This is a genomic window from Streptomyces silvisoli (assembly GCF_029269905.1).
GTDB classification, from domain to species: domain Bacteria; phylum Actinomycetota; class Actinomycetes; order Streptomycetales; family Streptomycetaceae; genus Streptantibioticus_A; species Streptantibioticus_A silvisoli_A.
This window is the reverse complement of record NZ_JARJBC010000003.1, coordinates 192374-217002: the sequence shown is the minus strand read 5'-3', so window position 1 is coordinate 217002 and position 24629 is coordinate 192374. Positions and strand designations below refer to the sequence as shown.

General features: G+C 70.7%; 21 protein-coding genes. 16 read left to right on the top strand and 5 right to left on the bottom strand.

Features of this window, described 5'->3' with window-relative positions:
- Positions 1–171: 171 nt before the first annotated feature.
- The 5 genes from yajC (at position 172) to P3G67_RS06535 (ending at position 6874) form a co-directional block, all read left to right on the top strand.
- The gene (gene yajC, locus P3G67_RS06555; protein ID WP_276092614.1) at positions 172–660 is read left to right on the top strand and encodes a preprotein translocase subunit YajC; all 489 of its coding nucleotides are present in this window, start codon (positions 172–174) and stop codon (positions 658–660) included.
- Between the two features lie 126 nt (positions 661–786).
- Entirely contained in the window at positions 787–2565 is a 1779-nt protein-coding gene (gene secD / locus P3G67_RS06550; protein WP_276092613.1) for a protein translocase subunit SecD, read from the top strand.
- Positions 2565–3695, top strand: coding sequence for a protein translocase subunit SecF (gene secF, locus P3G67_RS06545; protein ID WP_276092612.1), 1131 nt, complete (start codon positions 2565–2567; stop codon positions 3693–3695). The genes secD and secF overlap by 1 nt, the downstream gene beginning before the upstream one ends.
- A 16-nt stretch (positions 3696–3711) precedes the next feature.
- Positions 3712–4272, top strand: a complete 561-nt coding sequence (locus P3G67_RS06540; protein WP_276092611.1) for an adenine phosphoribosyltransferase — start codon at positions 3712–3714, stop codon at positions 4270–4272.
- 139 nt (positions 4273–4411) lie between these two features.
- Positions 4412–6874 (top strand): RelA/SpoT family protein, encoded by a 2463-nt coding sequence (locus tag P3G67_RS06535; protein WP_276092610.1) that lies wholly within the window; start codon positions 4412–4414, stop codon positions 6872–6874.
- An 89-nt stretch (positions 6875–6963) separates the two neighbouring features.
- On the opposite strand, the gene P3G67_RS06530 is transcribed toward P3G67_RS06535, so the two are convergent.
- Together P3G67_RS06530 and P3G67_RS06525 are read right to left on the bottom strand one after the other, a co-directional pair.
- Positions 6964–8193 carry a DUF349 domain-containing protein gene (locus P3G67_RS06530; RefSeq protein WP_276092609.1) on the bottom strand — a complete coding sequence of 410 codons (1230 nt, stop codon included), beginning with the start codon at positions 8191–8193 and terminating at the stop codon, positions 6964–6966.
- A gap of 262 nt (positions 8194–8455) precedes the next feature.
- Positions 8456–9280: a peptidylprolyl isomerase gene (locus P3G67_RS06525; protein ID WP_276092608.1), complete on the bottom strand. Its 825-nt coding sequence runs from the start codon at positions 9278–9280 to the stop codon at positions 8456–8458.
- Positions 9281–9461: 181 nt separating this feature from the next.
- Between P3G67_RS06525 and P3G67_RS06520 the strand changes: the two genes are divergently transcribed.
- The 4 genes from P3G67_RS06520 to P3G67_RS06505 all read left to right on the top strand — a co-directional run bounded on the left by P3G67_RS06520 (position 9462) and on the right by P3G67_RS06505 (position 13700).
- Complete coding sequence (locus P3G67_RS06520) at positions 9462–10172, top strand: MBL fold metallo-hydrolase (RefSeq protein ID WP_269854918.1); 711 nt, start codon at positions 9462–9464, stop codon at positions 10170–10172.
- Positions 10173–10183: 11 nt separating this feature from the next.
- A complete protein-coding gene (gene hisS / locus P3G67_RS06515) occupies positions 10184–11461 on the top strand; it encodes a histidine--tRNA ligase (protein ID WP_276092607.1) in 1278 nt (425 codons plus the stop codon).
- Positions 11462–11665: 204 nt separating this feature from the next.
- Positions 11666–12304 carry a vitamin K epoxide reductase family protein gene (locus tag P3G67_RS06510; protein WP_276092606.1) on the top strand — a complete coding sequence of 213 codons (639 nt, stop codon included), beginning with the start codon at positions 11666–11668 and terminating at the stop codon, positions 12302–12304.
- Between the two features lie 46 nt (positions 12305–12350).
- Entirely contained in the window at positions 12351–13700 is a 1350-nt protein-coding gene (locus P3G67_RS06505; RefSeq protein ID WP_276092605.1) for a replication-associated recombination protein A, read from the top strand.
- A 10-nt stretch (positions 13701–13710) separates the two neighbouring features.
- Here P3G67_RS06505 and P3G67_RS06500 read toward each other — a convergent pair whose 3' ends face one another.
- Both P3G67_RS06500 and P3G67_RS06495 read right to left on the bottom strand, forming a co-directional pair.
- Complete coding sequence (locus P3G67_RS06500; RefSeq protein WP_269854914.1) at positions 13711–14010, bottom strand: YciI family protein; 300 nt, start codon at positions 14008–14010, stop codon at positions 13711–13713.
- A 10-nt stretch (positions 14011–14020) separates the two neighbouring features.
- Positions 14021–14731, bottom strand: coding sequence for a DUF2470 domain-containing protein (locus P3G67_RS06495; protein WP_276092812.1), 711 nt, complete (start codon positions 14729–14731; stop codon positions 14021–14023).
- Between the two features lie 160 nt (positions 14732–14891).
- Here P3G67_RS06495 and rpsD point away from each other — a divergent pair, with 160 nt between their 5' ends.
- Positions 14892–15503 (top strand): 30S ribosomal protein S4, encoded by a 612-nt coding sequence (gene rpsD / locus P3G67_RS06490; RefSeq protein WP_276092604.1) that lies wholly within the window; start codon positions 14892–14894, stop codon positions 15501–15503.
- A 249-nt stretch (positions 15504–15752) separates the two neighbouring features.
- On the opposite strand, the gene P3G67_RS06485 is transcribed toward rpsD, so the two are convergent.
- Positions 15753–17747, bottom strand: coding sequence for an ATP-binding protein (locus P3G67_RS06485; protein ID WP_276092603.1), 1995 nt, complete (start codon positions 17745–17747; stop codon positions 15753–15755).
- 281 nt (positions 17748–18028) lie between these two features.
- Here P3G67_RS06485 and P3G67_RS06480 point away from each other — a divergent pair, with 281 nt between their 5' ends.
- The 6 genes from P3G67_RS06480 to P3G67_RS06455 all read left to right on the top strand — a co-directional run bounded on the left by P3G67_RS06480 (position 18029) and on the right by P3G67_RS06455 (position 24572).
- A complete protein-coding gene (locus P3G67_RS06480) occupies positions 18029–18493 on the top strand; it encodes a DUF948 domain-containing protein (protein ID WP_276092602.1) in 465 nt (154 codons plus the stop codon).
- A gap of 6 nt (positions 18494–18499) precedes the next feature.
- The gene (locus tag P3G67_RS06475; RefSeq protein ID WP_269854910.1) at positions 18500–18826 is read left to right on the top strand and encodes a DUF6167 family protein; all 327 of its coding nucleotides are present in this window, start codon (positions 18500–18502) and stop codon (positions 18824–18826) included.
- Positions 18826–21495, top strand: coding sequence for an alanine--tRNA ligase (gene alaS, locus P3G67_RS06470; RefSeq protein WP_276092601.1), 2670 nt, complete (start codon positions 18826–18828; stop codon positions 21493–21495). The genes P3G67_RS06475 and alaS overlap by 1 nt, the downstream gene beginning before the upstream one ends.
- A 26-nt stretch (positions 21496–21521) precedes the next feature.
- On the top strand, positions 21522–21986 hold the full coding sequence (gene ruvX / locus P3G67_RS06465; RefSeq protein WP_269854908.1) for a Holliday junction resolvase RuvX: 465 nt from the start codon (positions 21522–21524) through the stop codon (positions 21984–21986).
- Positions 21987–22080: 94 nt separating this feature from the next.
- Positions 22081–23718 (top strand): endolytic transglycosylase MltG, encoded by a 1638-nt coding sequence (gene mltG / locus P3G67_RS06460; protein ID WP_276092600.1) that lies wholly within the window; start codon positions 22081–22083, stop codon positions 23716–23718.
- Complete coding sequence (locus P3G67_RS06455) at positions 23718–24572, top strand: shikimate dehydrogenase (RefSeq protein WP_276092599.1); 855 nt, start codon at positions 23718–23720, stop codon at positions 24570–24572. Before mltG ends, P3G67_RS06455 begins: the two co-directional genes overlap by 1 nt.
- Positions 24573–24629 lie beyond the last annotated feature (57 nt).

The window sequence follows — 24629 nt, the reverse complement described above, 5'->3', positions numbered from 1 at the left end:
GCGCGGGGACTCGCCGCTCGCGGAACCTGAGTGCAATGCTGGGCGTTGTTCCCAAGGTGTGGGTTCGCCTAGACTCCGCCGATGCCCTCCTAGGACGGCATCCGCACCCCACACCCCCATCCGTAGACCAGGCCGCGTCCACGTGGCCGCGCGAAGGAAAACCCCCAGGCCGTGAACATCGCCACGCTTCTCCCCTTCATCCTGATCATCGGCGTCATGCTGCTCATGACCCGCTCGGCCAAGAACAAGCAGCGCCAGGCTGCCGAGATGCGCAACCAGATGCAGCCCGGTACGGGTGTGCGGACCATCGGCGGCATGATCGCCAAGGTCAAGGAGGTCCGCGACACGACCGTCCTGCTGGAGGTCGCTCCGGGTGTCCACTCGCTGTACGCCAAGAACGCCGTCGGCGCGGTGCTGAGCGACGAGGAGTACGACAGCCTCGTCAACAACGACATCCCGCTCACCTTCGACGAGCACCCCGGCGTTGACGGCACCCCGGTCGTCGAGCCCGCCGACGAGCCGGAGCACGCCGCCAAGTCCCAGGACGAGGAGCCCGTCAACCTGGACAAGGCCGCTGCCACCGACGGCGAGGCCACCGACGCCAAGGACGCGGTGCGCGACGCCGACACGGCGAAGGACGCCAAGGACAGCGAGAAGTAAGTCGCGGGTTCAGGGCTAGGCTGAAGGCCCTGCGTCCAGCACGTCCGGCACGTCCTCACATCATTCGTGGCCGTCCCGCGACAGCAACGCCGACGCGGAAACGGTTGGACAGGGAGAAACGAGAAGGTGGCAGCACCCAAGAAGGGGCGCAGGTCGCCGGGGGCCCAGGGGTACCCCGGCCGCGCGCTGGCCGTGATCCTGGTGGCTCTGGTCGCGCTCACCGGAGGCATGTTCATCTCCGGGCACACCAGCCCGCGGCTGGGCATCGACCTCGCCGGTGGCACCGAGATCACGCTGACCGCGAAGAACACTCCGGGTCAGGCCAACGCGATCAACAAGGCCAACATGGACACCGCGGTCAGCATCATCAACAAGCGGGTCAACGGTCTTGGTGTCTCCGAGGCGGAGGTGCAGACCCAGGGCGATCGCAACATCATCGTCGACATCCCCCGGGGCACCAACGCCGATCAGGCGAAGAAGCAGGTCGGCACCACCGCCCAGCTGTACTTCCGCACGGTGATCACCGAGGCCAACAACGCCCCGGCCGCCGGGAACAAGCCGTCGCCGAGCCCCTCCGGCAGCCCGTCGTCCGCCCCGTCCAGCTCCCCGTCGGGCGCGGGCAAGAACGGCGCCAGTGCCAAGCCGTCGACCTCCCCGTCGCCCAGTTCCACCACCCAGGGCCGGGCGGTCACCGACGCTGTCAAGGCGGCCGGTTCCAGCAGCCCCAAGGCGACCCCGTCGGCCACCCCCTCGACCAACCCCTCCGCGGCCAGCACGCCTCCGCCGACCTCCGGCGCCGCAGGCGTGCCCCCGGCCGTGCAGAAGCAGTTCAACGCGCTGGACTGCTCCAAGCCCACGCAGATGGCGAACGCCGGGCTCGGCGCCCAGCCGACCGACACCACCGTCGCGTGCAGCCAGGACGGCAAGACCAAGTACATCCTGGGCCCGGCCCAGGTGGACGGTAAGCAGGTCTCCGGCGCCAAGTCGGTCTACGACACCCAGTCCGGCGAGGGATGGATCGTCACGCTGGAGTTCAGCTCCGCGGGCGGCAAGAAGTTCGCCGACGTGACCGGTCAGCTCGCCAAGCAGCAGCCGCCGAACAACCAGTTCGCCATCGTGCTGGACAACCAGGTCGTCTCGGCGCCCTCGGTCTCCTCGGCGATCACCGGCGGCAGCGCCCAGATCTACGGCAACTTCACCCAGCAGTCCTCCGAGGACCTGGCCAACGTGCTGTCCTACGGCGCGCTGCCGCTGTCCTTCAACACCTCGGACGTCACCACCGTCTCCCCGCAGCTCGGCGGTGAGCAGCTGCACGGCGGCCTGATCGCCGGCGCGGTCGGCCTGGCGCTGGTGGTGCTCTACCTGCTCGCGTACTACCGCGGTCTGAGCTTCGTCGCCGTGGTCAGCCTGCTGGTCTCCGCCGCGCTCACCTACGCCATCATGACGCTGCTCGGCCCGGCGATCGGCTTCGCGCTGAACCTGCCCGCGGTCTGCGGTGCCATCGTCGCGATCGGTATCACGGCGGACTCGTTCATCGTGTACTTCGAGCGGATCCGCGACGAGCTACGCGGTGGCCGCAGCCTCGCCCCGGCGGTCCAGCGGGCCTGGCCGCGGGCCCGGCGCACCATCCTGGTGTCCGACTTCGTGTCGTTCCTCGCCGCGGCCGTGCTGTTCATCTGCTCGGTCGGCAAGGTCCAGGGCTTCGCGTTCACCCTCGGCCTGACCACCCTGCTCGACGTGGTGGTGGTCTACCTGTTCACCAAGCCGCTGATGACGATCCTCGCCCGGCGCAAGTTCTACGCGCAGGGCCACCCCTGGTCCGGGCTCAACCCCAAGAGCCTCGGTGTCCAGGCACCGCTGCGCCGCGGTCGCCGTACCGCCAGCCCCGAAGCCAAGGAGGCCTGATGTCCCGGCTCGGTAATCTCGGTCACCGCCTGCACCGGGGCGAGGTCTCCTACGACTTCGTCGGCAAGCGCAAGCTCTGGTACGGCGTCTCCATCGTCATCACCCTGGTGGCGATCATCGGCCTCGCGGTCAACGGCCTGAACAAGGGCATCGAGTTCTCCGGCGGCGCGGTCTTCACCACGCCCAAGACCTCGGTGTCGACGGGGGACGCGCAGACCAAGACGCAGAACGTCATCTCCGGGCACCACGACGTCATCGCCCAGAAGCTCGGCACCGGCGGACTGCGCATCCAGGTCAGCGGCATCGACGGCACCACCGCGGACAAGGTCAAGCAGGACCTCGCCAAGGAACTGAACGTCGACCCCAACGCCATCTCCCCGCAGGTGGTCGGCCCGAGCTGGGGCCAGGAGATCTCCCAGAAGGCCGAACTCGGCCTGGTCATCTTCATGGTCCTGGTGGTGCTCTACCTCGCCGTCGCCTTCGAGTGGCGCATGGCGATCTCCGCGTTGGTCGCGCTGGTCCATGACCTCACCATCACCATCGGTGTGTACGCGATCGTCGGCTTCGAGGTGACCCCGGGTACGGTCATCGGCCTGCTGACCATCCTCGGTTACTCGCTCTACGACACCGTGGTGGTCTTCGACGGTCTGAAGGAGAGCACCAAGGGCATCACCAGCCAAACCCGCTTCACCTACAGCGAGTTGGCCAACCGCAGCCTCAACCAGACCCTGGTGCGGTCCATCAACACCACCGTGGTCGCCCTGCTGCCGGTCGCCGCGCTGCTGTTCGTCGGCGGCGGGCTGCTCGGCGCGGGCATGCTCAACGACATCGCGCTGGCGCTGTTCGTCGGTCTGGCGGCCGGTGCCTACTCCTCGATCTTCATCGCCACCCCGCTGGTCGCCTCCCTCAAGGAGCGCACCCCGGAGATGCGGGCGCTCGCCAAGCGGGTCAAGGCCAAGCGCGCCGCGGCCGAGGCGAAGGGCGAGAGCGAGGAGCCGCAGGACGCGGTGCCCGCGGACGTCGACGACGAGCCGGTCGAGGCGGCCGCCACGGCCACCGTCGGCGGTCAGCGACGTCAGCCCACCGCACGCTCCCGCGGCCGCGGCCGCCCTTCCGGCAAGCGCCGCTGAGCGAGGAGACCCACCAGTGACCACGGCGGACACCGCCCGATCCAACCTGCGTGAACTGCTGCTCAGCCGGATCCGCGACGTACCCGACTATCCGAAGCCGGGCGTGGTGTTCAAGGACATCACCCCGCTGCTCGCTGACCCGGCGGCCTTCGGGGCCCTTACCGACGCCCTGGCCGCGCTGTGCGTGCGCCTGGGAGCCGACAAGGTCGTCGGCCTCGAAGCCCGCGGCTTCATACTCGCCGCTCCGGCGGCGGCCAAGGCGGAGATCGGCTTCGTACCGGTACGCAAGGCGGGCAAGCTGCCCGGCAGTACCCTGCGGCAGGGGTACGAGCTGGAGTACGGAACGGCCGAGATCGAGGTCCACTCGGATGCCTTCGGGCCGGGAGACCGGGTCCTCGTCATCGACGACGTGCTGGCCACCGGCGGTACCGCCAAGGCCTCGCTGGACCTCGTCCGGCGCGCGGGCGCCGAGGTGGCGGGCGTCGCGGTGCTGATGGAACTCGGTTTCCTGGATGGCCGCGGCCGGCTTGCGCCGACCCTGGCGGGGGCGCCCCTGGAGGCGCTCATCGTCGTCTGACGCTCAGCACCGCGACGGAGGCGGGCTTTCCGGCCGGGGAGCCCGCCTCCGTCGCGTCCGGGAGCTGCCGGCCGCCGTCGCACGCGGTCCTGGTCGACACACCGATACCATGGGAGTCCGACCCGCTTGAGGAGTGCCCTTGCCAGACGAGGCCCAGCCGCTCACCGCCGGGGGCGGAAACGACACGTCGCGGTCCGCGCCGACCCCCGCGGGGAAGTCTGCGGACGGCGCCCTTGCCCGGACGCCCTCCGACGCCAGCGGCGCTCGTACCGCCAAGCCCGTCCCGGGCACGGCACCGGCGCGCTCCGGCGGCTCCTCCAACCGGGTACGGGCCCGGCTCGCCCGGCTGGGCGTACAGCGCTCCAGTCCGTACAACCCGGTGCTGGAACCGCTGCTGCGGATCGTGCGCAGTAACGATCCGAAGATCGACTCCTCCGGGTTGCGGCAGATCGAGCGGGCCTACCAGGTCGCGGAGCGCTGGCACCGCGGCCAGAAGCGCAAGAGTGGCGACCCGTACATCACTCACCCGCTCGCCGTCACCACCATCCTGGCCGAACTGGGCATGGACCCCGCGACGCTGATGGCAGGGCTGCTGCACGACACCGTCGAGGACACCGAGTACGGCCTGGACACGCTGCGCCGCGACTTCGGGGAGCAGGTCGCGCTGCTGGTGGACGGCGTCACCAAGCTGGACAAGGTCAAGTTCGGCGAGGCCGCGCAGGCCGAGACGGTGCGCAAGATGGTCGTCGCCATGGCCAAGGACCCGCGGGTCCTGGTCATCAAGCTCGCCGACCGGCTGCACAACATGCGCACCATGCGCTACCTCAAGCGGGAGAAGCAGGAGAAGAAGGCCCGCGAGACGCTGGAGATCTACGCCCCGCTGGCGCACCGGCTGGGCATGAACACCATCAAGTGGGAGCTGGAGGACCTCGCCTTCGCGATCCTCTACCCCAAGATGTACGACGAGATCGTCCGGCTGGTCGCCGAGCGCGCGCCCAAGCGCGACGAGTACCTCGCGGTCGTCACCGACCAGGTCCAGCAGGACCTGCGCGCCGCCCGCATCAAGGCCACCGTCACCGGCCGCCCGAAGCACTACTACAGCGTCTACCAGAAGATGATCGTGCGGGGCCGGGACTTCGCCGAGATCTACGACCTGGTGGGCATCCGCGTCCTCGTCGACACCGTCCGCGACTGCTACGCGGCGCTGGGCACCATCCACGCGCGGTGGAACCCGGTGCCCGGGCGGTTCAAGGACTACATCGCGATGCCCAAGTTCAACATGTACCAGTCGTTGCACACGACGGTCATCGGGCCCAGTGGCAAGCCGGTCGAGATCCAGATCCGCACCTTCGACATGCACCGCCGCGCCGAGTACGGCATCGCCGCGCACTGGAAGTACAAGCAGGAGGCGGTCGCCGGTGCCTCCAAGGTGCGTACCGACAGCCCGAAGGCGGCCAAGTCGGACGACGCCGTCAACGACATGGCGTGGCTACGGCAGTTGCTCGACTGGCAGAAGGAGACCGAGGACCCGGGCGAGTTCCTGGAGTCGCTGCGCTTCGACCTGTCGCGCAACGAGGTCTTCGTCTTCACGCCGAAGGGCGATGTCATAGCGCTGCCCGCGGGCGCCACTCCGGTGGACTTCGCGTACGCGGTGCACACCGAGGTCGGCCACCGCACCATCGGCGCACGGGTCAACGGGCGCCTGGTGCCGCTGGAGTCGACGCTGGACAACGGCGACCTGGTCGAGGTCTTCACCTCCAAGGCGCCGGGCGCCGCGCCGTCCCGGGACTGGCTGGGCTTCGTCAAGTCGCCGCGGGCCCGCAACAAGATCCGCGCCTGGTTCTCCAAGGAGCGCCGCGAGGAGGCCATCGAGCAGGGCAAGGAAGCCATCGCCCGGGCGATGCGCAAGCAGAACCTGCCGATCCAGCGGGTGCTGACCGGCGACTCGCTGGTCACCCTGGCGCACGAGATGCGCTACCCCGACATATCGGCGCTCTACGCGGCGATCGGCGAGGGGCACATCACCGCGCAGTCCGTGGTGCAGAAGCTCGTTGAGGCGCTCGGTGGCGAGGAGGGGGCGACCGAGGACATCGCCGAGGTCACCACGCCGTCGCGCAGCCGCGCGAAGCGGCGGGCGAACGCCGACCCCGGTGTGATCGTCAAGGGCGAGCGGGATGTGTGGGTCAAGCTGTCCCGGTGCTGTACGCCGGTGCCGGGCGACCCCATCATCGGCTTCGTCACCCGGGGCAACGGGGTCTCGGTGCACCGGGCGGACTGCGTCAACGTCGACTCGCTGTCCCAGCAGCCGGAGCGGATCATCGAGGTGGAGTGGGCGCCGACCCAGTCCTCGGTCTTCCTGGTGGCCATCCAGGTCGAGGCGCTGGACCGGTCGCGGTTGCTCTCCGATGTGACGCGGGTGCTGTCCGACCAGCATGTCAACATCCTGTCGGCGGCTGTTCAGACCTCTCGCGACCGGGTCGCGACCTCCCGTTTCACCTTCGAAATGGGCGACCCCAAGCATCTGGGACATGTCCTGAAGGCGGTTCGGGGTGTAGAGGGCGTCTACGACGTGTACCGGGTGACCTCGGGCCGGTCGCGGTAGGGACGCCCACGGGCTGAACGAGAGACGCCGGACGGGCTTGGGATCCAAGCTCGTCCGGCGTTTGAGGACGACGTGTGGCAGCGCGGGGGCTAGCCGCCGAACTCCTGGAGTCCCTTGAGTGCCTGGTCCAGGAGAGCCTGGCGGCCCTCCAGTTCCTTGGCCAGCTTGTCGGCCTTGGCGGTGTTCCCGGCCGCGCGAGCGGCCTCGAGCTGCTGCCGCAGCTTGTCAACGGCCGCCTGGAGCTGGCCGGTCAGCCCCTCGGCGCGAGCCCGCGCCTCCGGGTTGGTGCGCCGCCACTCGGCCTCCTCCGCGTCCTGGAGCGCCCGCTCCACCGCGTGCATCCGGGCCTCGATCTTCGGGCGGGCCTCCCGCGGCACATGGCCGATGGCCTCCCACCGCTCGTTGATCGATCTGAAGGCGGCCCGCGCCGCCTTCAGGTCCGTCACCGGCAGCAGCTTCTCCGCCTCGATCGCCAACTCCTCCTTCAGCGCGAGGTTTTCGCGCTGCTCGGAGTCGCGCTCGGCGAACACCTCGGCCCGGGCCGCGAAGAAGACGTCCTGGGCGCCGCGGAAGCGGTTCCACAGCTCGTCCTCGGCCTCCCGCTGGGCCCGGCCCGCGGCCTTCCAGTCCGACATCAGCTCGCGGTAACGGGCCGCCGTGGGGCCCCAGTCGGTGGAGCCGGAGAGCGCCTCCGCCTCCAGGACGAGCTTCTCCTTGAGCTGCCGTGCCTCCTCGCGCTGCGCGTCGAGCGAGGCGAAGTGCGCCTTGCGGCGCTTGGAGAAGACGGAACGGGCGTGGCTGAACCGGTGCCACAGCTCGTCATCGGTCTTGCGGTCCAGCCGCGGCAGGCCCTTCCAGCTGTCCACCAGGGCCCGCAGCCGCTCACCGGCGTTGCGCCACTGCTCGCTGGTGGCCAGCTGCTCCGCCTCCGCGACCAGGTCCTCCTTGGCGGTCCGCGCCTCGTCCGTCGCCTTGGCCTTGGCGGCCTTGCGCTCCTCACGGCGCGTCGCGACCTGCTCCACGAGGGCGTCAAGACGCTTGGTGAGCGCGTCCAGATCACCCACCGCGTGCGCCTCGTTCACCGTGGTCCGCAGGTGCTCGATCGCGGTCATGGCGTCCTTGGCGGACAGGTCGGTGGTGCGCACCCGGCGTTCGAGGAGGCCGATTTCGACGACGAGCCCGTCGTACTTGCGCTTGAAATAGGCCAGCGCCTCGTCGGGAGAGCCCGCCTGCCACGAACCGACAACCCGCTCACCGTCGGCCGTCCGCACGTACACGGTCCCCGTCTCGTCGACGCGTCCCCATGGGTCGCTGCTCACAGCGCCTCCTCCACGTGATGCCCGGCCCGTCCAGCGGTGCGCGGGCATCGTCCACAGTTTCCTCCGGCCGGGCCTCGCCCTGGCCGCTCCGACGTGCTGCTGATGGTGGTTCCGACCGCGTTCGGATTCCGCGAGGGCGGCAGCCGTCGGCGCAGGCGCCCGCTGTGCGGTCCGCGGCCGCTCCGGAGAGCGACCGTCACCTTGTACAACGCCAACATAGGCGAACCGCGCCCCGGCTGTCCGCATCCCGCACGACCGGAATTCACGACTGCGTGACGGTCGCCTTGTTGATCACCACCGTGGCGTTGGGCTTTCCGTCGCCGGGGTTGTTGGAATCGTCCTCGCCCGCGGCGGCGATCTTCTGGAGCACCTTCATGCCGTCGGCGTCAATGGTGCCGAAGGGGGTGTACGAGGCGGGCAGCGGGCTGTCCTTGTAGACCAGGAAGAACTGGCTGCCGCCGGTGTGCGGCTGGCCGGTGTTGGCCATGGCGACCGTGCCCGCCGGGTAGGTGCCCTTGGCGATCGCGGGGTCCTTGAGGTCCTCGTCCGGCAGCGTGTAGCCGGGGCCGCCCTGGCCGGTGCCCTTGGGGTCGCCGCACTGGAGCACGTAGATGCCGCTGGTGGTGAGCCGGTGGCACTTGGTGTGGTCGAAGAAGCCCTGGTCGGCCAGGAACTTGAAGGAGTTCACGGTGTGCGGCGCGTTGCCCGCGTCCAGCTTCAGCTTGATGTCACCGCAGGTGGTGGCCAGGTCCATGGCGTACGAGGCCTTGCTGTCGACGGACATCGACGGCTCGGACTTCCACTGCTTGGTGCCGGGGGAGCCCGGTGCGGGCTTGGCGCACGGGTCCGGCGCCTTGCTGGTGGACGTGGCCGAGGCGGAACTGGCCGCGTCGGCGGTGGTCTTCTTGTCGCCGCCGAGACCGGTGGAGGCCCATGCCGCGGCACCGGCCGCCACCACTACGGCGACCACACCGGCGATCGCCGCGTTGCGCTTGCGTGCCCTGCCCCGCTGCTCGGTGCGGCGCTGCTGCTGGCGCAGGTACTTCTCGCGGGCGAGTTGGCGCCGCCGCTGATCCTTGCTGACCACTTCTGCTTCTCCCGGGTGTGCCGTGGCGCTAGCCGTTACCGCTTGGTCTGCTGCGGTGACGATACGGGACCGGCACGAGACCCGCGACGATACGGGTTCGCTTGTCTCGTACCGCCGCCGGTAGGCTCGTCGTCTGCAGAAACCTGCTGCGCAGACCGACGCGGACGACAGAAGGACGATCGTGCTCATTGCCGGGTTCCCCGCCGGGGCCTGGGGGACCAACTGCTACCTGGTCGCCCCCGCCGCCGGTGAGGAGTGCGTGATCATCGACCCGGGCCATGAAGCGGCCCGCGGCGTCGAGGAGACCATCGCCAAGCACCGGCTCAAGCCGGTGGCCGTCGTCCTCACCCACGGCCATCTCGACCATGTCGCCTCCGTCGTTCCGGTGTGCGGCGCCCATGGCGTGCCCGCCTGGATCCACCCCGAGGACCGCTACATGATGAGCGACCCGGAGAAGGCGCTGGGCATGTCCATCGGCCAGCAGCTGATGGGCGGGCTGACGGTGGGGGAGCCCGACGACGTACGGGAGCTGACCGACGGCTCGGCGCTGTCCCTGGCGGGCCTGGAGCTGACCGTCTCGCATGCGCCCGGCCATACCAAGGGGTCGGTGACCTTCCGGTTGCCCGAGACGGCGGAGATCCCGCCGGTGCTGTTCTCGGGCGACCTGCTGTTCGCCGGCTCCATCGGACGCACCGACCTGCCTGGCGGCTCGCACGCCGAGATCCTCGAATCGCTGGCCCGTGTGTGCCTGCCGCTCGACGACTCGACCGTGGTGCTGTCCGGCCACGGCCCCCAGACCACCATCGGCCGCGAACGCGCCACCAACCCGTACCTGCGCGAGGTGGCCCGCGGCCTCGGAGCCGACACCACGGCTCCACGACGAGGATTGTGACGACTCTTCCGTTGAGTACCTTTTCCGCCCCCAAGGGCACGTACGACCTGATTCCGCCGGACTCCTCCGTGTTCCTCGCGGTACGTGAGGCGATCTCCACACCGCTGAAGCGGGCCGGGTACGGCTACATCGAGACCCCGGGCTTCGAGGCCGTCGAACTCTTCGCACGCGGTGTGGGTGAGTCCACCGACATCGTGACCAAGGAGATGTACACCCTCACCACCAAGGGTGGCGACGAGCTGGCGCTGCGCCCCGAGGGCACCGCCTCGGTGCTGCGCGCCGCGCTGGAGGCCAACCTGCACAAGCTCGGCAACCTGCCGGTCAAGCTGTGGTACTCCGGCTCGTACTACCGCTACGAGCGCCCGCAGAAGGGCCGCTACCGGCACTTCTCCCAGGTCGGCGCGGAGGCGCTGGGCACGGAGGACCCGGCGCTCGACGCCGAGCTGATCATCCTGGCCTTCGACGCCTACCGCTCGCTGGGGCTGCGGAACTTCCGGCTGCTGCTGAACTCGCTGGGCGACAAGGAGTGCCGTCCCGTCTACCGTGCGGCGCTCCAGGAGTTCCTGCGCGCCCTCGACCTGGACGAGGAGACCCGGCGGCGGGTCGAGATCAACCCGCTGCGGGTGCTGGACGACAAGCGCGAGGCGGTGCAGAAGCAGCTGGTCGGCGCCCCGATGATGCGCGACCACCTGTGTGAGGCGTGCAAGAGCTACCACGAGCAGGTACGGGAGCTGCTGACCGCCGCGGGCGTGGCGTTCGAGGACGACCCGAAGCTGGTGCGCGGCCTGGACTACTACACCAGGACCACCTTCGAGTTCGTGCACGACGGTCTCGGCTCGCAGTCCGCGGTCGGCGGCGGTGGCCGCTACGACGGCCTGTCCGAGATGATCGGCGGCCCGGCGCTGCCGTCGGTGGGCTGGGCGCTGGGGGTGGACCGCACCGTACTGGCGCTGAAGGCCGAGGGCATCGAGCTCGAACTCCCCGCGCACACCGACGTGTTCGCGGTGCCGCTCGGCGAGGAGGCGCGGCGCGCGCTGTTCTCGCTCGTCACCGAACTGCGCCGGCAGGGCGTGGCGACGGACTTCGCGTACGGCGGCAAGGGCCTGAAGAACGCGATGAAGTCGGCCAACCGGTCCGGCGCCCGGTTCGCGGTGGTCGCCGGTGAGCGTGATCTCGCCGAGGGGACCGTGCAGTTGAAGGACCTGGAGAGCGGCGAGCAGAGCGCGGTCGCGCTGGACGCGCTGGTGGACACCGTCCGCGAGCGCCTCTCGGACAGCCCCAGCACCTAGCGCTCGGCTGGCGGCGAGCTGAACCAGGCGAGGGGTGCGTACGTAGCGACAAGGGGGACCGGATATGCGCCGTCCGGTCCCCCCACCGTCAAGCCGGGGCCGTCCGGCTCACTCGACGGTCCGGGTCCGCGTAGCGGACCTCTGGTGCACAATGAGGCACGCTGGAAGAGGCGGGGACCCGAGCACACGGCGACAGAAGGCGACATGACGACATCGGCGCTTGACGAGACACGCAGTGACGAACGGCAGGAGACGGCGGGACTCATCGGCGCGAGCCGGGCGTTCAGCGTGTTGCTCGTGGTGTGCGGCGCCCTGGGACTGCTCGCCGCCTGGGTGATCACCATCGACAAGTTCGAGTTGCTGAAGAACCCGAACTTCGTGCCCGGGTGCAGCCTCAACCCGATCATCTCCTGCGGCAACATCATGAAGAGTGCCCAGGCATCGGCGTTCGGCTTCCCGAACCCGATGATCGGCCTGGTCGCCTATCCGGTGATGATGTGCGTGGGCATGGGCGTGCTGGCAGGGGCTCGCTACCGCCCGTGGTTCTGGCTCGGCCTCCAGGCGGGCACCCTGTTCGGGGTGGGCTTCGTGACCTGGCTGCAGTACGAGTCGCTGTACAGCATCGGCTCGCTGTGCCTGTGGTGCTCGCTGGCCTGGGTGGTGACCATCGCCGCCTTCTGGTACACGCTGGTGCACAACATCAAGCACCGCGTCATCCCGGTACCGCGGGGGCTGCGCTCGGCGGCTCTGGAGTTCCACTGGGCGGTTCCGGTGCTCTGGTACGGCGTGATCATCATGCTGATCCTGACCCGCTGGTGGTCGTACTGGAGCACGTTGATCTAGGTCGCGCGACCAGGCACTGTCAGAGGGGTGTCCTAGGCTTCTTGGCGTGGAACCGGATCTGTTCACCGTAGCCGCCGAGGAACGCCAGGAGAGGGAGCCGGGCGGAAGCCCGCTCGCCGTGCGGATGCGTCCGCGCACCCTCGACGAGGTGGTGGGCCAGCGGCATCTGCTGAAGACCGGCTCGCCGCTGCGCCGTCTCGTCGGTGAGGGCAGCGGCGGCCCGGCCGGTCCCGCCTCGGTGATCCTGTGGGGGCCGCCGGGCACCGGCAAGACCACGTTGGCGTACGTGGTCAGCCATGCCACCAACCGGCGGTTCGTGGAGCTCTCGGCGATCACCGCGGGCGTCAAGGAGGTCCGCGCCGTCATCGACAGCGCCAAGCGCGAGTCGGGTGCGTACGGGCGTGAGACGCTGCTGTTCCTGGACGAGATCCACCGTTTCAGCAAGGCCCAGCAGGACTCGCTGCTCCCGGCGGTGGAGAACCGCTGGGTGACGCTGATCGCCGCCACCACGGAGAACCCGTACTTCTCGGTGATCTCGCCGCTGCTGTCCCGCTCGCTGCTGCTCACCCTCGAAGCGCTCACCGACGACGACCTGCGCGGGCTGCTGCACCGGGCGCTGGCGGACCCGCGCGGTCTGGCGGGTGCCGTCGCACTGCCCGAGGACTCCGAGGCGCATCTGCTGCGCATCGCGGGCGGAGACGCCCGGCGCGCGCTGACCGCGCTGGAGGCGGGGGCGGGCTCGGCGCTGGCCAAGGGCGAGCCCGAGATCACCCTGGAGACGCTGGAAGCGGCCGTGGACCGGGCCGCGGTGAAGTACGACCGTGACGGTGACCAGCACTACGACGTGGCCAGCGCGCTGATCAAATCCATCAGGGGCTCCGACGTGGACGCCGCCCTGCACTATCTGGCCCGGATGATCGAGGCGGGCGAGGACCCGCGGTTCATCGCCCGGCGGCTGATGATCTCGGCGAGCGAGGACATCGGGCTGGCGGACCCGCAGGCGCTGCAGACCGCGGTCGCCGCGGCGCAGGCGGTGCAGATGATCGGCTTTCCGGAGGCCCGGATAACCCTGTCCCAGGCCACCATCGCGCTGGCGCTCGCGCCGAAGTCCAACGCCGCCTACCTGGCGATCGACGCGGCGATCGGCGACGTGCGCAAGGGCCTCGCGGGCCCGGTGCCGCCGCACCTACGGGACAGCCACTACAAGGGCGCGAGCAAGCTCGGGCACGGCGAGGGCTACCAGTACCCGCATGACCTGCCGGGGGCCATCGCCGCCCAGCAGTACGCCCCGGACGAGGTGCACGGCCGGCGCTACTACGAGCCCACCCGCTATGGGGCGGAGGCGCGCTACGCCGATGTGCTCGACCGCGTCCGGGGCCGGTTGTCGGGCGGGTGAACCGCCGGTCTCAGGACGGGAGTTGCTGCCGGTACCGCTCCAGGGCGGGTGCCGTCTTGGTGGCGACGAACTCGATGACGCGGTACTCGGCGACGCCCGCGACGGCGAACGGGTCGGTGGCGACCAGCGCTTCCACGGTGGCCCGGTCCGGGGCCACCATGATCAGCACGCCGCCGTCCCGGGGCTCCTTGCGGCCGGAGGCGATGACGGTTCCGTCGGCGTACTGCTTGTCCAGCCAGGCGACGTGGTCGGCGAGCGCGGCGTCGATGCGTTCCAGCGGTGCGGTGTAGGTCAGTTCGACAACAAACATGATCGGCAGACTACGCCTCGCCCGGTGCGTGACCGGCGGCGTCCCGGGCGGTGTCGAACAACGCGTGCATGGCGCGCCGCAGTTGGCCGTGGTCGGCCACCGGCGCGGGGAAGTCGAAGCGCGCGTCGAAGGCGTGGCCGTCCCCGCTGAACCGCACCCGCAGCCCGAACCGGTCGAGCGCCACCGGAACCGCGCCGTGCGGCGCCGCACACTGTCCGTTCCGCCCGCCGACCAGTGCGCACAGCCAGTCGAGTTGGCCGCCGTGCGCGGTTGCCAGGTGCTGGAGCAGTTCGGCCTCGTGGACGGCGAACGGATCGGCCCCGGCGCCGGCGAACTCCTCGGGTTCGACCGGGTCGGCGCCCCACAGGTCGTCCACCGCGGCCTCGCCGAACTCAAGCCGCAGCCGTCCCGGCCGGCCGTCGCGTATCGGGGTGAGCCAGCCCGCGACCCAGGCGTGGGCGCGGACCCGGTGGCGGACGGCGACGGGTGCGATGTCCGTGATCTCCAGCACAGCGGTGAGCTCGTCGTCCTCGGCGTGCGTGGCGGCGCGCACCGCGGGGGAGTCGGGCGGGAGGCACAGGATGATGTCGCCGTCCTCGGTCACCGTGCGCTCCGACGGCATCATGCCGAACGGATCGGCGCCGTCCAGGCCGGGAATGACGAGCCGGGCGGACGAGTTACCCTCGACGAGAGTTCGCAAGCGCTCCGCTGCCGTCGGCAACGTGAGCGCGTCTTCCTCTTCGGGACGCGGCTGACCATGCTCCTCACCGACCACCGCTGTGGTGTGCTCCGCGCTGGGCGGCATGGGGTTCCCGGGTCGATTCATGCGATCTCCTCAGCTAAGGTAAGGCTCACCTAACTTACATGGAGGTCTGGAGAACGTGAACCAGTCGCGTCCCAAGGTCAAGAAGTCCCGCGCGCTCGGCATAGCGCTGACCCCGAAGGCTGTGAAGTACTTCGAGGCCCGCCCCTACCCGCCGGGCGAGCACGGTCGCGGCCGCAAGCAGAGCAGTGACTACAAGGTGCGGCTGCTGGAGAAGCAGCGGCTGCGCGCCCAGTACGACATCAGCGAGACCCAGATGCGGCGCGCCTACGACCGCGCCCGCAAGGTCGAGGGCAAGACCGGTGACGCGCTGATCGTCGAGCTGGAGCGGCGTCTTGACGCGCTCGTGCTGCGGGCGGGATTGGCCCGCACGATCTACCAGGCCCGCCAGATGGTGGTGCACGGTCACATCGAGGTCAACGGTCGCAAGGTGGACCGCCCCTCCTTCCGGGTCCGCCCGGACGACGTGGTGCGGGTGCGGGAGCGCTCGCGTGCCAAGACCCCGTTCCTGGTGGCCCGCGAGGGCGGCTGGGCGGGCGACGGTGAGACCCCCAAGTACCTGCAGGTCAACCTGGACGCCCTGGCCTTCCGCCTGGACCGCGACCCGAACCGCCGGGAGATCCCGGTGATCTGCGACGAGCAGCTGGTCGTCGAGTACTACGCCCGCTGACCTACGGTCAGCCGGACTCGGGCCGCCACGCCTCCGGGGAGCTCCGCACGCGGATCCCGGACGGTTCCGGCGGGCTCGGCACCGGCGGTTCGCGCCGTGGGGTCGCTCGCCGTCGCGGCGGAGGTCCTTGTGGCCGCGCTTTCCGATGCCCTCGGGGGTTTGGGGGCGGAGCGCCCCAAAGGAGCCGAGGCGGCGGCGAGCAACTCCCGCGGTGTGGCTCGGCGGTGCCGGAACCGCCGAATCCACCCGCTAACGGGTGGGGGCGCTCAGCGCGCGGGACACCGCCGTGTCCAGGTCCAGGTGGGCGCCCCCGCGCAACCCCCCGAGCGAGGGCCAGGCGCGGGCCGCCGCGCCCTGGCCGTCGTCGGTGAGCTGCGCCAGCAGCTCCAGCGCCACCACCATGCCGACCGGGTCGCGCAGCGCGTGGTGGATCGCCAGCCCCTCGCACAGCAACTCCCTTGCGGCCCGCGCCCCCGCGCCCCCGCGCCACGCCGCGTACCCCAGTACGTAGAGCGCGTAGGCCAACGCCCACCGCTCCCCGTACCGCAGGCACACCGCGCGGACCTGCTCGCACTGTGCGACCGCGCCCTCCAGATCGCCTCGCAGGGCCATCGCCAGGGCCAGTCCCACCTGGCCCAAAAGCACATGGCTGTTCAGCTCCCCGATCTCCCGGTACCGGGCCAGCGCGGCCCCGAACAGCTCGGCCGCGCGCGGCACGTCGTGGGACAGCAGCGCCACGCACCCGGTGCGGTGCACCGCGTACGCCGCCGCGGCGGCGTTGCCGGTGCGCTCCGCCAGCGCACGGCACTCGTCCAGCGCGGCCACCGCCGCCACCGTGTCGCCCTGCAGTGCCGCGACGTACCCCAGCACCCACAGCGCCTTGGCCCGCGCCCCGTCGTTGCCGCCCGGTCGCCGAAGCGCCCGGTCCAGCCAGTGCCGCCCCTCCGACAGCCGCCCGCAGCCGACCCAGTAGAACCACAGGCTGCCCGCGAGGTACTGGCCGATGTGCGGATCCGAGGCGCGCTCCAGGCCGAACTCCAGGGCGAGCCGCAGATTCCGCAGGTCCCGGTCGACCCGCGCCGCGACCTCGGCCTGGCCGGGACCGAACCAGTCCAGCTCGCACGAGGTGGCCAAACCCAGGTACCAGTCCCGGTGCCGGCGCCGCAGCCGCTCGGTGTCGCCCAGCGCCTCCAGCCAGCCCGCGCCGTACTCCCGTACCGGCTCCAGCATCCGGTAGCGCGCCCCTTCGGCCGCCTCGTCCCGGATGACCACGGACTGCGCGACCAGGGCCGCCACCGTGTCCCGCACCTCGTCCGCGGGCAGCCCCGAGCCGGTGCACACGTACTCCACCGCGTCCAGGTCGAACTCCCCGGCGAACACCGACAGCCGGGCCCACAGCAGCCGCTGCGTCGGGGTGCACAGCTCGTGGCTCCAGCCGATCACCGCGCGCAGCGTCTGCCGGCGCGGCAGCGCGGCACGGTCCCCGCCCGCCAGCAGCTGGAACCGGTCGGTGATCCGCTCCGCGATCCGCTCAACCGACATCGTCCGCAGCCGGACCGCGGCCAGTTCCAGCGCGAGCGGCAGGCCGTCCAGCCGACGGCACAGTGCGCCGACCGCCGCCCGGTTGGCCTCGGTGACCGCGAACGACGGCACGACCGCCACCGCCCGCTCCGTGAACAGCCGTACCGCCGCACTCTCGCGGTCCGGCCGGTCGGCCAACTCCAGCGGGCCGAGCGGCAGTACGGACTCGCCCGGGACGCCGAGCGGCCTGCGGCCGGTGGCCAGGATCCGCAACCCCGGTGCGCGGCGCAGCAGCTCGGCGGCGAGCGCCGCGCACTCGGCGACCAGGTACTCGCAACCGTCCAGCACCAGCAGCAGCTCGCGGTCGGCGAGATACTCGGCCAGTACCGACCGCGGCGGGCGGGCGGAGTGGTCGGTGACCGCCAGTGCCTCAAGCACCGCGCGGTCCACCATCGGCGCGTCGCGCACCATGGACAGCTCCACAAGCCGCACCCCACCGCAGAACCGATCCTGCGATCCGTTCGCGGCGGCGAGCGCCAGCCGTGTCTTGCCGACCCCGCCGGTTCCCGTCACCGTCACCAGCCGGGACCGCTCCAGTCGGCCTCGCAGCGCGGCGAGTTCGGCGTCGCGACCCACCAGCCGGTCCACCTCGGCGGGCAGACCGCCTGGCCCGGAGCGCGGAGCAAAGGAAGAGGGACCGTCGAGCGGGGCACCGTGCTGCATGGGGCACGGAGCGTACTGGGATGAGAGCGGAGCGTGCAATTCCAGCTACCGCTGCCACGCCAGGCCCGGCAGCGGCGGAAATCCGTCACCCACGACGCGCCCGCCCCGCGGGAATGCGGTACGAACAGCCGACCCCGGCGCGATAGGGTCGGTACCCTGCCGCCCGAGCACGGCGGACCGTGCCAGGTGTGACCCCGGAAACCCATCCGACCTCCCGGACCGTCCCGCCCCGCCCGCTGCGAGCGGCTGCCGACCGTCGTGAACCAAAGGAGCGCGGAGCAGTGTCCGGTGGAGAGGTGGCCGGTCTCATCGTGGCCGTCTTCTGGGCGATCCTGGTGTCCTTCCTCGCCGTCGTGCTGGCCAGGCTGGCGCAGACGCTGAAGCAGGCGACCCGGCTGGTCGCCGACGTCACCGAACAGGCCGTCCCGCTGCTCGGCGAGGCCACCGAGGCGGTGCGCTCCGCGCACACCCAGCTCGACCGCGTGGACAACATCACCGCCGACGTGCAGGAGGTCACCGCCAACGCCTCGGCGCTGTCCTCCACCGTCGCCAGCACTTTCGGCGGCCCGCTGGTCAAGGTCGCCGCGTTCGGCTACGGCGTGCGCCGCGCCGTCGGCCTGCGCGGGCGCGAGGACGACGGCGGCGGCAGGCGGTCCCGCGCGGACGCCGCGCGCGGCAAGGTCATCGTCGGCACCGCGATCCCGGCGGGCCGCCGCGGGTCGCGCCGCACCCGAGGGAAGGGCTGATACCAGATGTTCCGCCGCCTCTTCTGGTTCGTCACCGGAATCACCGCCGGGGTGTGGGCGACCAACAAGGTGCACCGGGCCGCCCGCCGCCTGACCCCCGAGGGCCTGGCCGCGACCGCGGCCGACCGGGCCATCGAACTCGGCGGCCGGGCGCGGCGGTTCGCCAAGGACGTCCGCGCCGGAATGTCCGAGCGCGAATCGCAGCTGAACAACCTACTGGGGCTCGACGCCCCGCACGCAGAACTCCCCGGGCAACGCCCGGAGATCGCCTACCAGGCGGACGCCCGCACGCCGCAGACGCGTCCCTTGTACGAGCAGAAAGAAGGCCACTGATGGAGTCGGCAGAAATCCGCAGGCGCTGGCTGCGCTTCTTCGAGGAGCGCGGGCACACGGTCGTGCCGTCCGCGTCGCTCATCGCGGACGACCCGACGCTGCTGCTGGTCCCCGCGGGCATGGTCCCGTTCAAGCCGTACTTCCTCGGTGAGGTCAAGCCGCCGTTCCCGCGCGCCACCAGCGTGCAGAAGTGCGTGCGCACCCCGGACATCGAAGAGGTCGGCAAGACCACCCGGCACGGCACCTTCTTCCAGATGTGCGGCAACTTCTCCTTCGGCGACTACTTCAAGGAAGGCGCCATCAAGCTCGCCTGGGAGCTGCTGACCTCCTCCCAGGAGGACGGCGGCTACGGGCTCGACCCGGAGCGGCTGTGGATCACCGTCTACCAGGACGATGACGAGGCCGAGCAGATCTGGCGGGACGTCGTCGGCGTGCCCGCCGAGCGCATCCAGCGCCTGGGCAAGGAGCACAACTTCTGGTCCATGGGCGTGCCCGGCCCCTGCGGCCCGTGCTCCGAGATCAACTACGACCGCGGCCCGGAGTTCGGCCCCGAGGGCGGCCCGGCCGTCAACGACGAGCGGTACGTGGAGATCTGGAACCTGGTCTTCATGCAGTACGAGCGCGGGGAGGGCTCCGGCAAGGAGGACTTCCCGATCCTCGGCGACCTGCCCAGCAAGAACATCGACACCGGCCTCGGCCTGGAGCGCCTGGCGATGATCCTGCAGGGCGTGCGGAACATGTACGAGATCGACACCTCGCGCATGATCATCGACAAGGCCACCGAGCTGACCGGCGTCCACTACGGCGCCGCCCACAGCTCCGACGTGTCGCTGCGCGTCGTCGCCGACCACATCCGCACCTCGGTGATGCTCATCGGCGACGGCGTCACCCCCGGCAACGAGGGCCGCGGCTACGTGCTGCGCCGCATCATGCGCCGCGCCATCCGCAACATGCGGCTGCTCGGCGCCACCCATGAGACCGTCGGCGAGCTGGTCGACACCGTGATCAAGGCCATGAGCCCGCAGTACCCGGAGCTGGCCGAGGACCGCAAGCGCATCGAGACCGTGGCCCTCGCCGAGGAGAACGCCTTCCTCAAGACGCTCAAGGCGGGCACCAACATCCTCGACACCGCGGTCACCGAGACCAGGGCCGCGGGCGGCAGCGTGCTCCCCGGCGACAAGGCGTTCCTGCTCCACGACACCTGGGGCTTCCCGATCGACCTCACCCTGGAGATGGCCGCCGAGCAGGGCCTCTCCGTGGACGAGGAGGGCTTCCGCCGCCTGATGAAGGAGCAGCGGGAGCGCGCCAAGGCCGACGCCAAGGCCAAGAAGACCGGTCACGCCGACCTGTCCGCCTACCGCGAGGTGGCCGACACCTCCGGCAGCACGGTCTTCACCGGCTACACCGACTACGAGGGCGAGGCCACCGTCGTCGGTCTGCTGGTCGACGGACTCCCGTCGCCCGCCGCCGTCGAGGGCGACGAGGTCGAGGTCGTCCTGGACCGCACCCCGTTCTACGCCGAGGGCGGCGGCCAGCTCGCCGACACCGGCCGGATCCGCCTGGACTCCGGCGCGGTGATCGAGGTGCGCGACGTCCAGCAGCCGGTACCGGGCGTCTCGGTGCACAAGGGCGTCGTCCAGGTCGGCGAGGTGACCGTCGGCGCCGGCGCCTACGCCACCATCGACCTGACCCGTCGCCGGGCGATCGCCCGTGCCCACAGCGCCACCCACCTCACCCACCAGGCGCTGCGCGACGCCCTCGGCCCGACCGCCGCCCAGGCCGGTTCGGAGAACTCCCCGGGCCGCTTCCGCTTCGACTTCGGCTCGCCGGCCGCCGTTCCCGGCTCGGTGCTCAGCGACGTCGAGCAGAAGATCAACGAGGTCCTCGCCCGTGAACTCGATGTCACCGCCGAGGTGATGAGCATGGCCGAGGCCAAGAAGCAGGGCGCCATCGCCGAGTTCGGTGAGAAGTACGGCGAGCGGGTGCGCGTGGTCACCATCGGCGACTTCTCCAAGGAGCTGTGCGGCGGTACGCATGTGCACAACACCGCCCAGCTCGGACTGGTCAAGCTGCTCGGCGAGTCGTCCATCGGCTCCGGGGTGCGCCGGGTCGAGGCGCTGGTGGGCGCCGACGCCTACAAGTTCCTCGCCCGTGAGCACACCGTCGTCTCCCAGCTCACCGAGCTGGTCAAGGGCCGCCCGGAGGAGCTGCCCGACAGGATCTCCGGCATGCTGAGCAAGCTGCGCGAGGCCGAGAAGGAGATCGAGAAGTACCGCGCCGAGAAGGTGCTCCAGGCCGCCGCCGGGCTCGCCCAGGGCGCCGAGGACGTCAAGGGCGTCGCCCTGGTCACCGGTACCGTCCCGGACGGCACCGGCGCCGACGACCTGCGCAAGCTGGTCCTGGACGTGCGGCAGCGGATCACTGGCGGCCGTCCGGCGGTCGTCGCCCTGTTCACCGTGGCCAACGGCCGCCCGCTCACCGTCATCGCCACCAACGAGGCGGCCCGCGAACGCGGCGTCAAGGCCGGTGAGTTGGTGCGCACCGCCGCCAAGACCCTCGGCGGCGGAGGCGGCGGCAAGGACGACGTCGCCCAGGGCGGCGGCAGCAACCCGGACGCCGTGGGCGAGGCCGTCGAGGCGGTGCGCCGACTGGTCGCCGAGAAGGCCTGAGCAGGGAACTGGCGGAAGGACAGGCAATGCGACGCGGCAGGCGGATCGCCGTTGATGTCGGGGACGCCCGGATCGGGGTCGCCTCATGCGACCCCGACGGGCTGATCGCCACACCCGTGGAGACCGTCCCCGGCCGCGACGTCCAGGCGGCCCGCCGCCGCATCGCCGCCATCGTCGAGGAGTACGAACCCCTTGAGGTGGTCATCGGGCTGCCTCGCTCCCTCAGCGGGGGCGAGGGCCCGGCGGCCGCCAAGGCACGTGATTTCGCAACGGAGTTTGCGAAAATCATCACACCCGTGCCGGTGCGGCTGGTGGACGAGCGGATGTCGACCGTCACCGCCACCCATGGTCTGCGCGCCTCCGGGGTAAAGGCCAAGAAGGGCCGCTCAGTTGTGGACCAGGCCGCCGCGGTGGTCATCCTGCAGAGCGCGTTGGAGACCGAACGGGTCTCCGGCAGGCCGCCCGGCGAGACCGTCGAAGTGGTCATCTGATCGCGATACGGTAACGTTCCGCGCCGGAGAGGCGGGCCCCCACGGGCGGCGCCACGAGCGTCGGCCACGTGCCGCCTCGCGATTCAGGAGACGCATGACCGACTACGGCCGAAGCCCCGGTCCCGAACCGTGGCACCCCGACGACCCCCTCTACGGGGACCAGGGGTGGGACCGTGGTCAGTCGCACGGCGGTTGGGACCAGTACGGCAACCCGTTGCCGCAGCAGCCGTACCCGGACGCCCAGCACTACGCCGGGCAGCAGCAGTACCCGCAGGCGCAGTACCCCGGCCAGCAGTACGCGGAACCCGGGTACGTCGACCCGCACTACTCCGGCGGCCAGCAGTATCCGCAGCAGCCGCACTGGGACGGCCAGCAGCAGTACGACTGGACCGGTCAGCACGCCGTGCCGACGCACGACGCATACGCCACGGGCGTTGCTGAAACGTATGTTCAGCAGCCTGGCCAGGCATTCACCGACACCGCGCACGCCGACCCCTATGGCTATCTACCCCCGCAGCCCGCGCCGCAGTCCGATCCCGAACAGACCGCGGAATGGTCGGCGTTCCACGAGGAGGCCGACGAGCCCGAGCGGCATCCGTTCTTCACCGGCGCCTCGCTCACCGACGGCGAGGAGCGCGAGCGCTTCGTCGACAGCGATGACGATGACGACGAGGACGAGCCGGACGACGACCAGCGCAAGGGCAAGAAGAAGCGCAGCGGCTGCGCCGTCCTGGTCGCCCTCGGCGTGCTCCTCGGGCTCATCGGAGGCGGCGGCTACGGCGGGTACTGGTACTGGGAACGGCACTTCGCCTCGGCGCCCGACTACTCCGGTGACGGCATCGGCGAGGTGCAGGTCGTGATCCCCAACGGCGACACGGTCGCCCAGATGGGCAACATCCTCAAGCAGAACGATGTCGTCAAGAGCGTCGAGGCCTTCACCAAGGCCGTGGGCGACAAGGCGCTCCAAGGCGGTGTCTACACCCTGCACAAGGAGATGTCGGCCGCCGCCGCGGTCGCCATGATGACCGACCCCAGCAGCCAGAACTCGCTGATCGTCCCCGAGGGCTGGCGCGCCTCCCGGATCTACCAGGCCATCGACCAGAAGCTCGGCCTGCCGTCCGGCACCACGGCGAACGCCGCCAAGAGCGGCGACCTCGGACTGCCGTCCTATGCCAACGGCAACCCCGAGGGCTTCCTGTTCCCCACCAAGTACAGCATCGGGAAGTCCACCAAACCGGTGGACTTCCTCAAGCAGATGGTCCAGCAGGCCGAGGCCGAATACGGCAAGGACGACCTCGAAGCACAGGCCGCCAAGATGGGCAGGACCCCGTACGAGATCATCATCATCGCCAGCCTGATCCAGGCCGAGGCCCAGGAGAAGCAGGACTTCCAAAAGGTCTCCCGGGTCATCTACAACCGCCTGCAGCAGAACATGGCGCTCGGCTTCGACTCGACGATCAACTACGCCAAGGGCCGCTCGACGCTGAACACCACCAGCGCCGACACCCACTTCGACTCGCCGTACAACACCTATCTGCACAAGGGTCTGCCGCCCGGACCGATCGACAACCCCGGACACCAGGCGATCGACGCCGCGCTCCACCCCGCCGACGGCAACTGGCTGTACTTTGTGACCGTCAAGCCGGGGGACACCCGGTTCACCAACGACTACGCCGAACACCAGCGGAACGTCGCGGAATTCAACAAGTACCAGCAGGAGCACGGCGGTTGATGTCAACCCCTTCCCGGGCCGCCCGGCCCCACCGCGCGGCGGTCCTCGGATCGCCCATCGCCCACTCGCTCTCCCCGGTGCTGCACCGCGCCGCCTACCGGGCCCTGGGCCTGGAGGGCTGGGAGTACGAACGGCACGAGGTGGACGAGGCGGCGCTGCCAGGCTTCCTCGCCTCGATCGGCGACGACCAGAAGCCCTGGGCCGGGCTGTCGCTGACCATGCCGCTCAAGCGCGCGGTGATCCCGCTGCTGGACGAGATCAGCGACACGGCGGCGTCCGTGGAGGCTGTCAACACCGTCGTCTTCACCGCGGACGGGCGGCGCCTCGGGGAGAACACCGACATCCCCGGCATGGTCGCCGCGCTGCGGGAACGCGGTGTGGACGGCGTCGACTCCGCGGCGATCCTGGGCGCCGGAGCCACCGCCTCCTCCGCGCTGGCCGCGCTCGCCCGGATCTGCTCGGCCGAGGTCACCGCCTACGTGCGCAGCGAGGCGCGGGCCGTCGAGATGCGGGAGTGGGGGGAGCGGCTCGGCGTGGCCGTGCGCACCCGGGACTGGTCGGCCGCGGCGGACGCCTTCACCGCCCCCCTGGTGATCGCCACCACCCCCGCGGGTGCCACCGACGCGCTCGCGGCCGAGGTGCCGGACCAGCCCGGTGCGCTGTTCGACGTGCTCTACGAGCCGTGGCCGACGCCGCTGGCGGCGGCCTGGTCGGCGCGTGGCGGCGCGCTGGTCGGCGGCCTGGACCTGCTGGTGCACCAGGCGGTGCTCCAGGTCGAGCTGATGACCGACCGCCGTCCGGCGCCGCTCGCCGCGATGCGGGCGGCCGGGGAGGCGGCGCTCGCCGCACGTTGAGTGCTGTCCGTTCGACGGACTGGTGCCCGGCTTGTCGGTGTCCCGTGGGAGGATCGG

Bases quoted from the DNA above. Each gene is read 5' to 3' on its own strand.
- mltG (WP_276092600.1), top strand. From the start codon at position 22,081: ATGACCGACTACGGCCGAAGCCCCGGTCCCGAACCGTGGCACCCCGAC.
- P3G67_RS06500 (WP_269854914.1), bottom strand. From the start codon at position 14,010: ATGTTTGTTGTCGAACTGACCTACACCGCACCGCTGGAACGCATCGAC.
- ruvX (WP_269854908.1), top strand. From the start codon at position 21,522: ATGCGACGCGGCAGGCGGATCGCCGTTGATGTCGGGGACGCCCGGATC.
- P3G67_RS06475 (WP_269854910.1), top strand. From the start codon at position 18,500: ATGTTCCGCCGCCTCTTCTGGTTCGTCACCGGAATCACCGCCGGGGTG.
- P3G67_RS06510 (WP_276092606.1), top strand. From the start codon at position 11,666: ATGACGACATCGGCGCTTGACGAGACACGCAGTGACGAACGGCAGGAG.
- alaS (WP_276092601.1), top strand. From the start codon at position 18,826: ATGGAGTCGGCAGAAATCCGCAGGCGCTGGCTGCGCTTCTTCGAGGAG.
- P3G67_RS06485 (WP_276092603.1), bottom strand. From the start codon at position 17,747: ATGCAGCACGGTGCCCCGCTCGACGGTCCCTCTTCCTTTGCTCCGCGC.
- P3G67_RS06455 (WP_276092599.1), top strand. From the start codon at position 23,718: ATGTCAACCCCTTCCCGGGCCGCCCGGCCCCACCGCGCGGCGGTCCTC.
- secF (WP_276092612.1), top strand. From the start codon at position 2,565: ATGTCCCGGCTCGGTAATCTCGGTCACCGCCTGCACCGGGGCGAGGTC.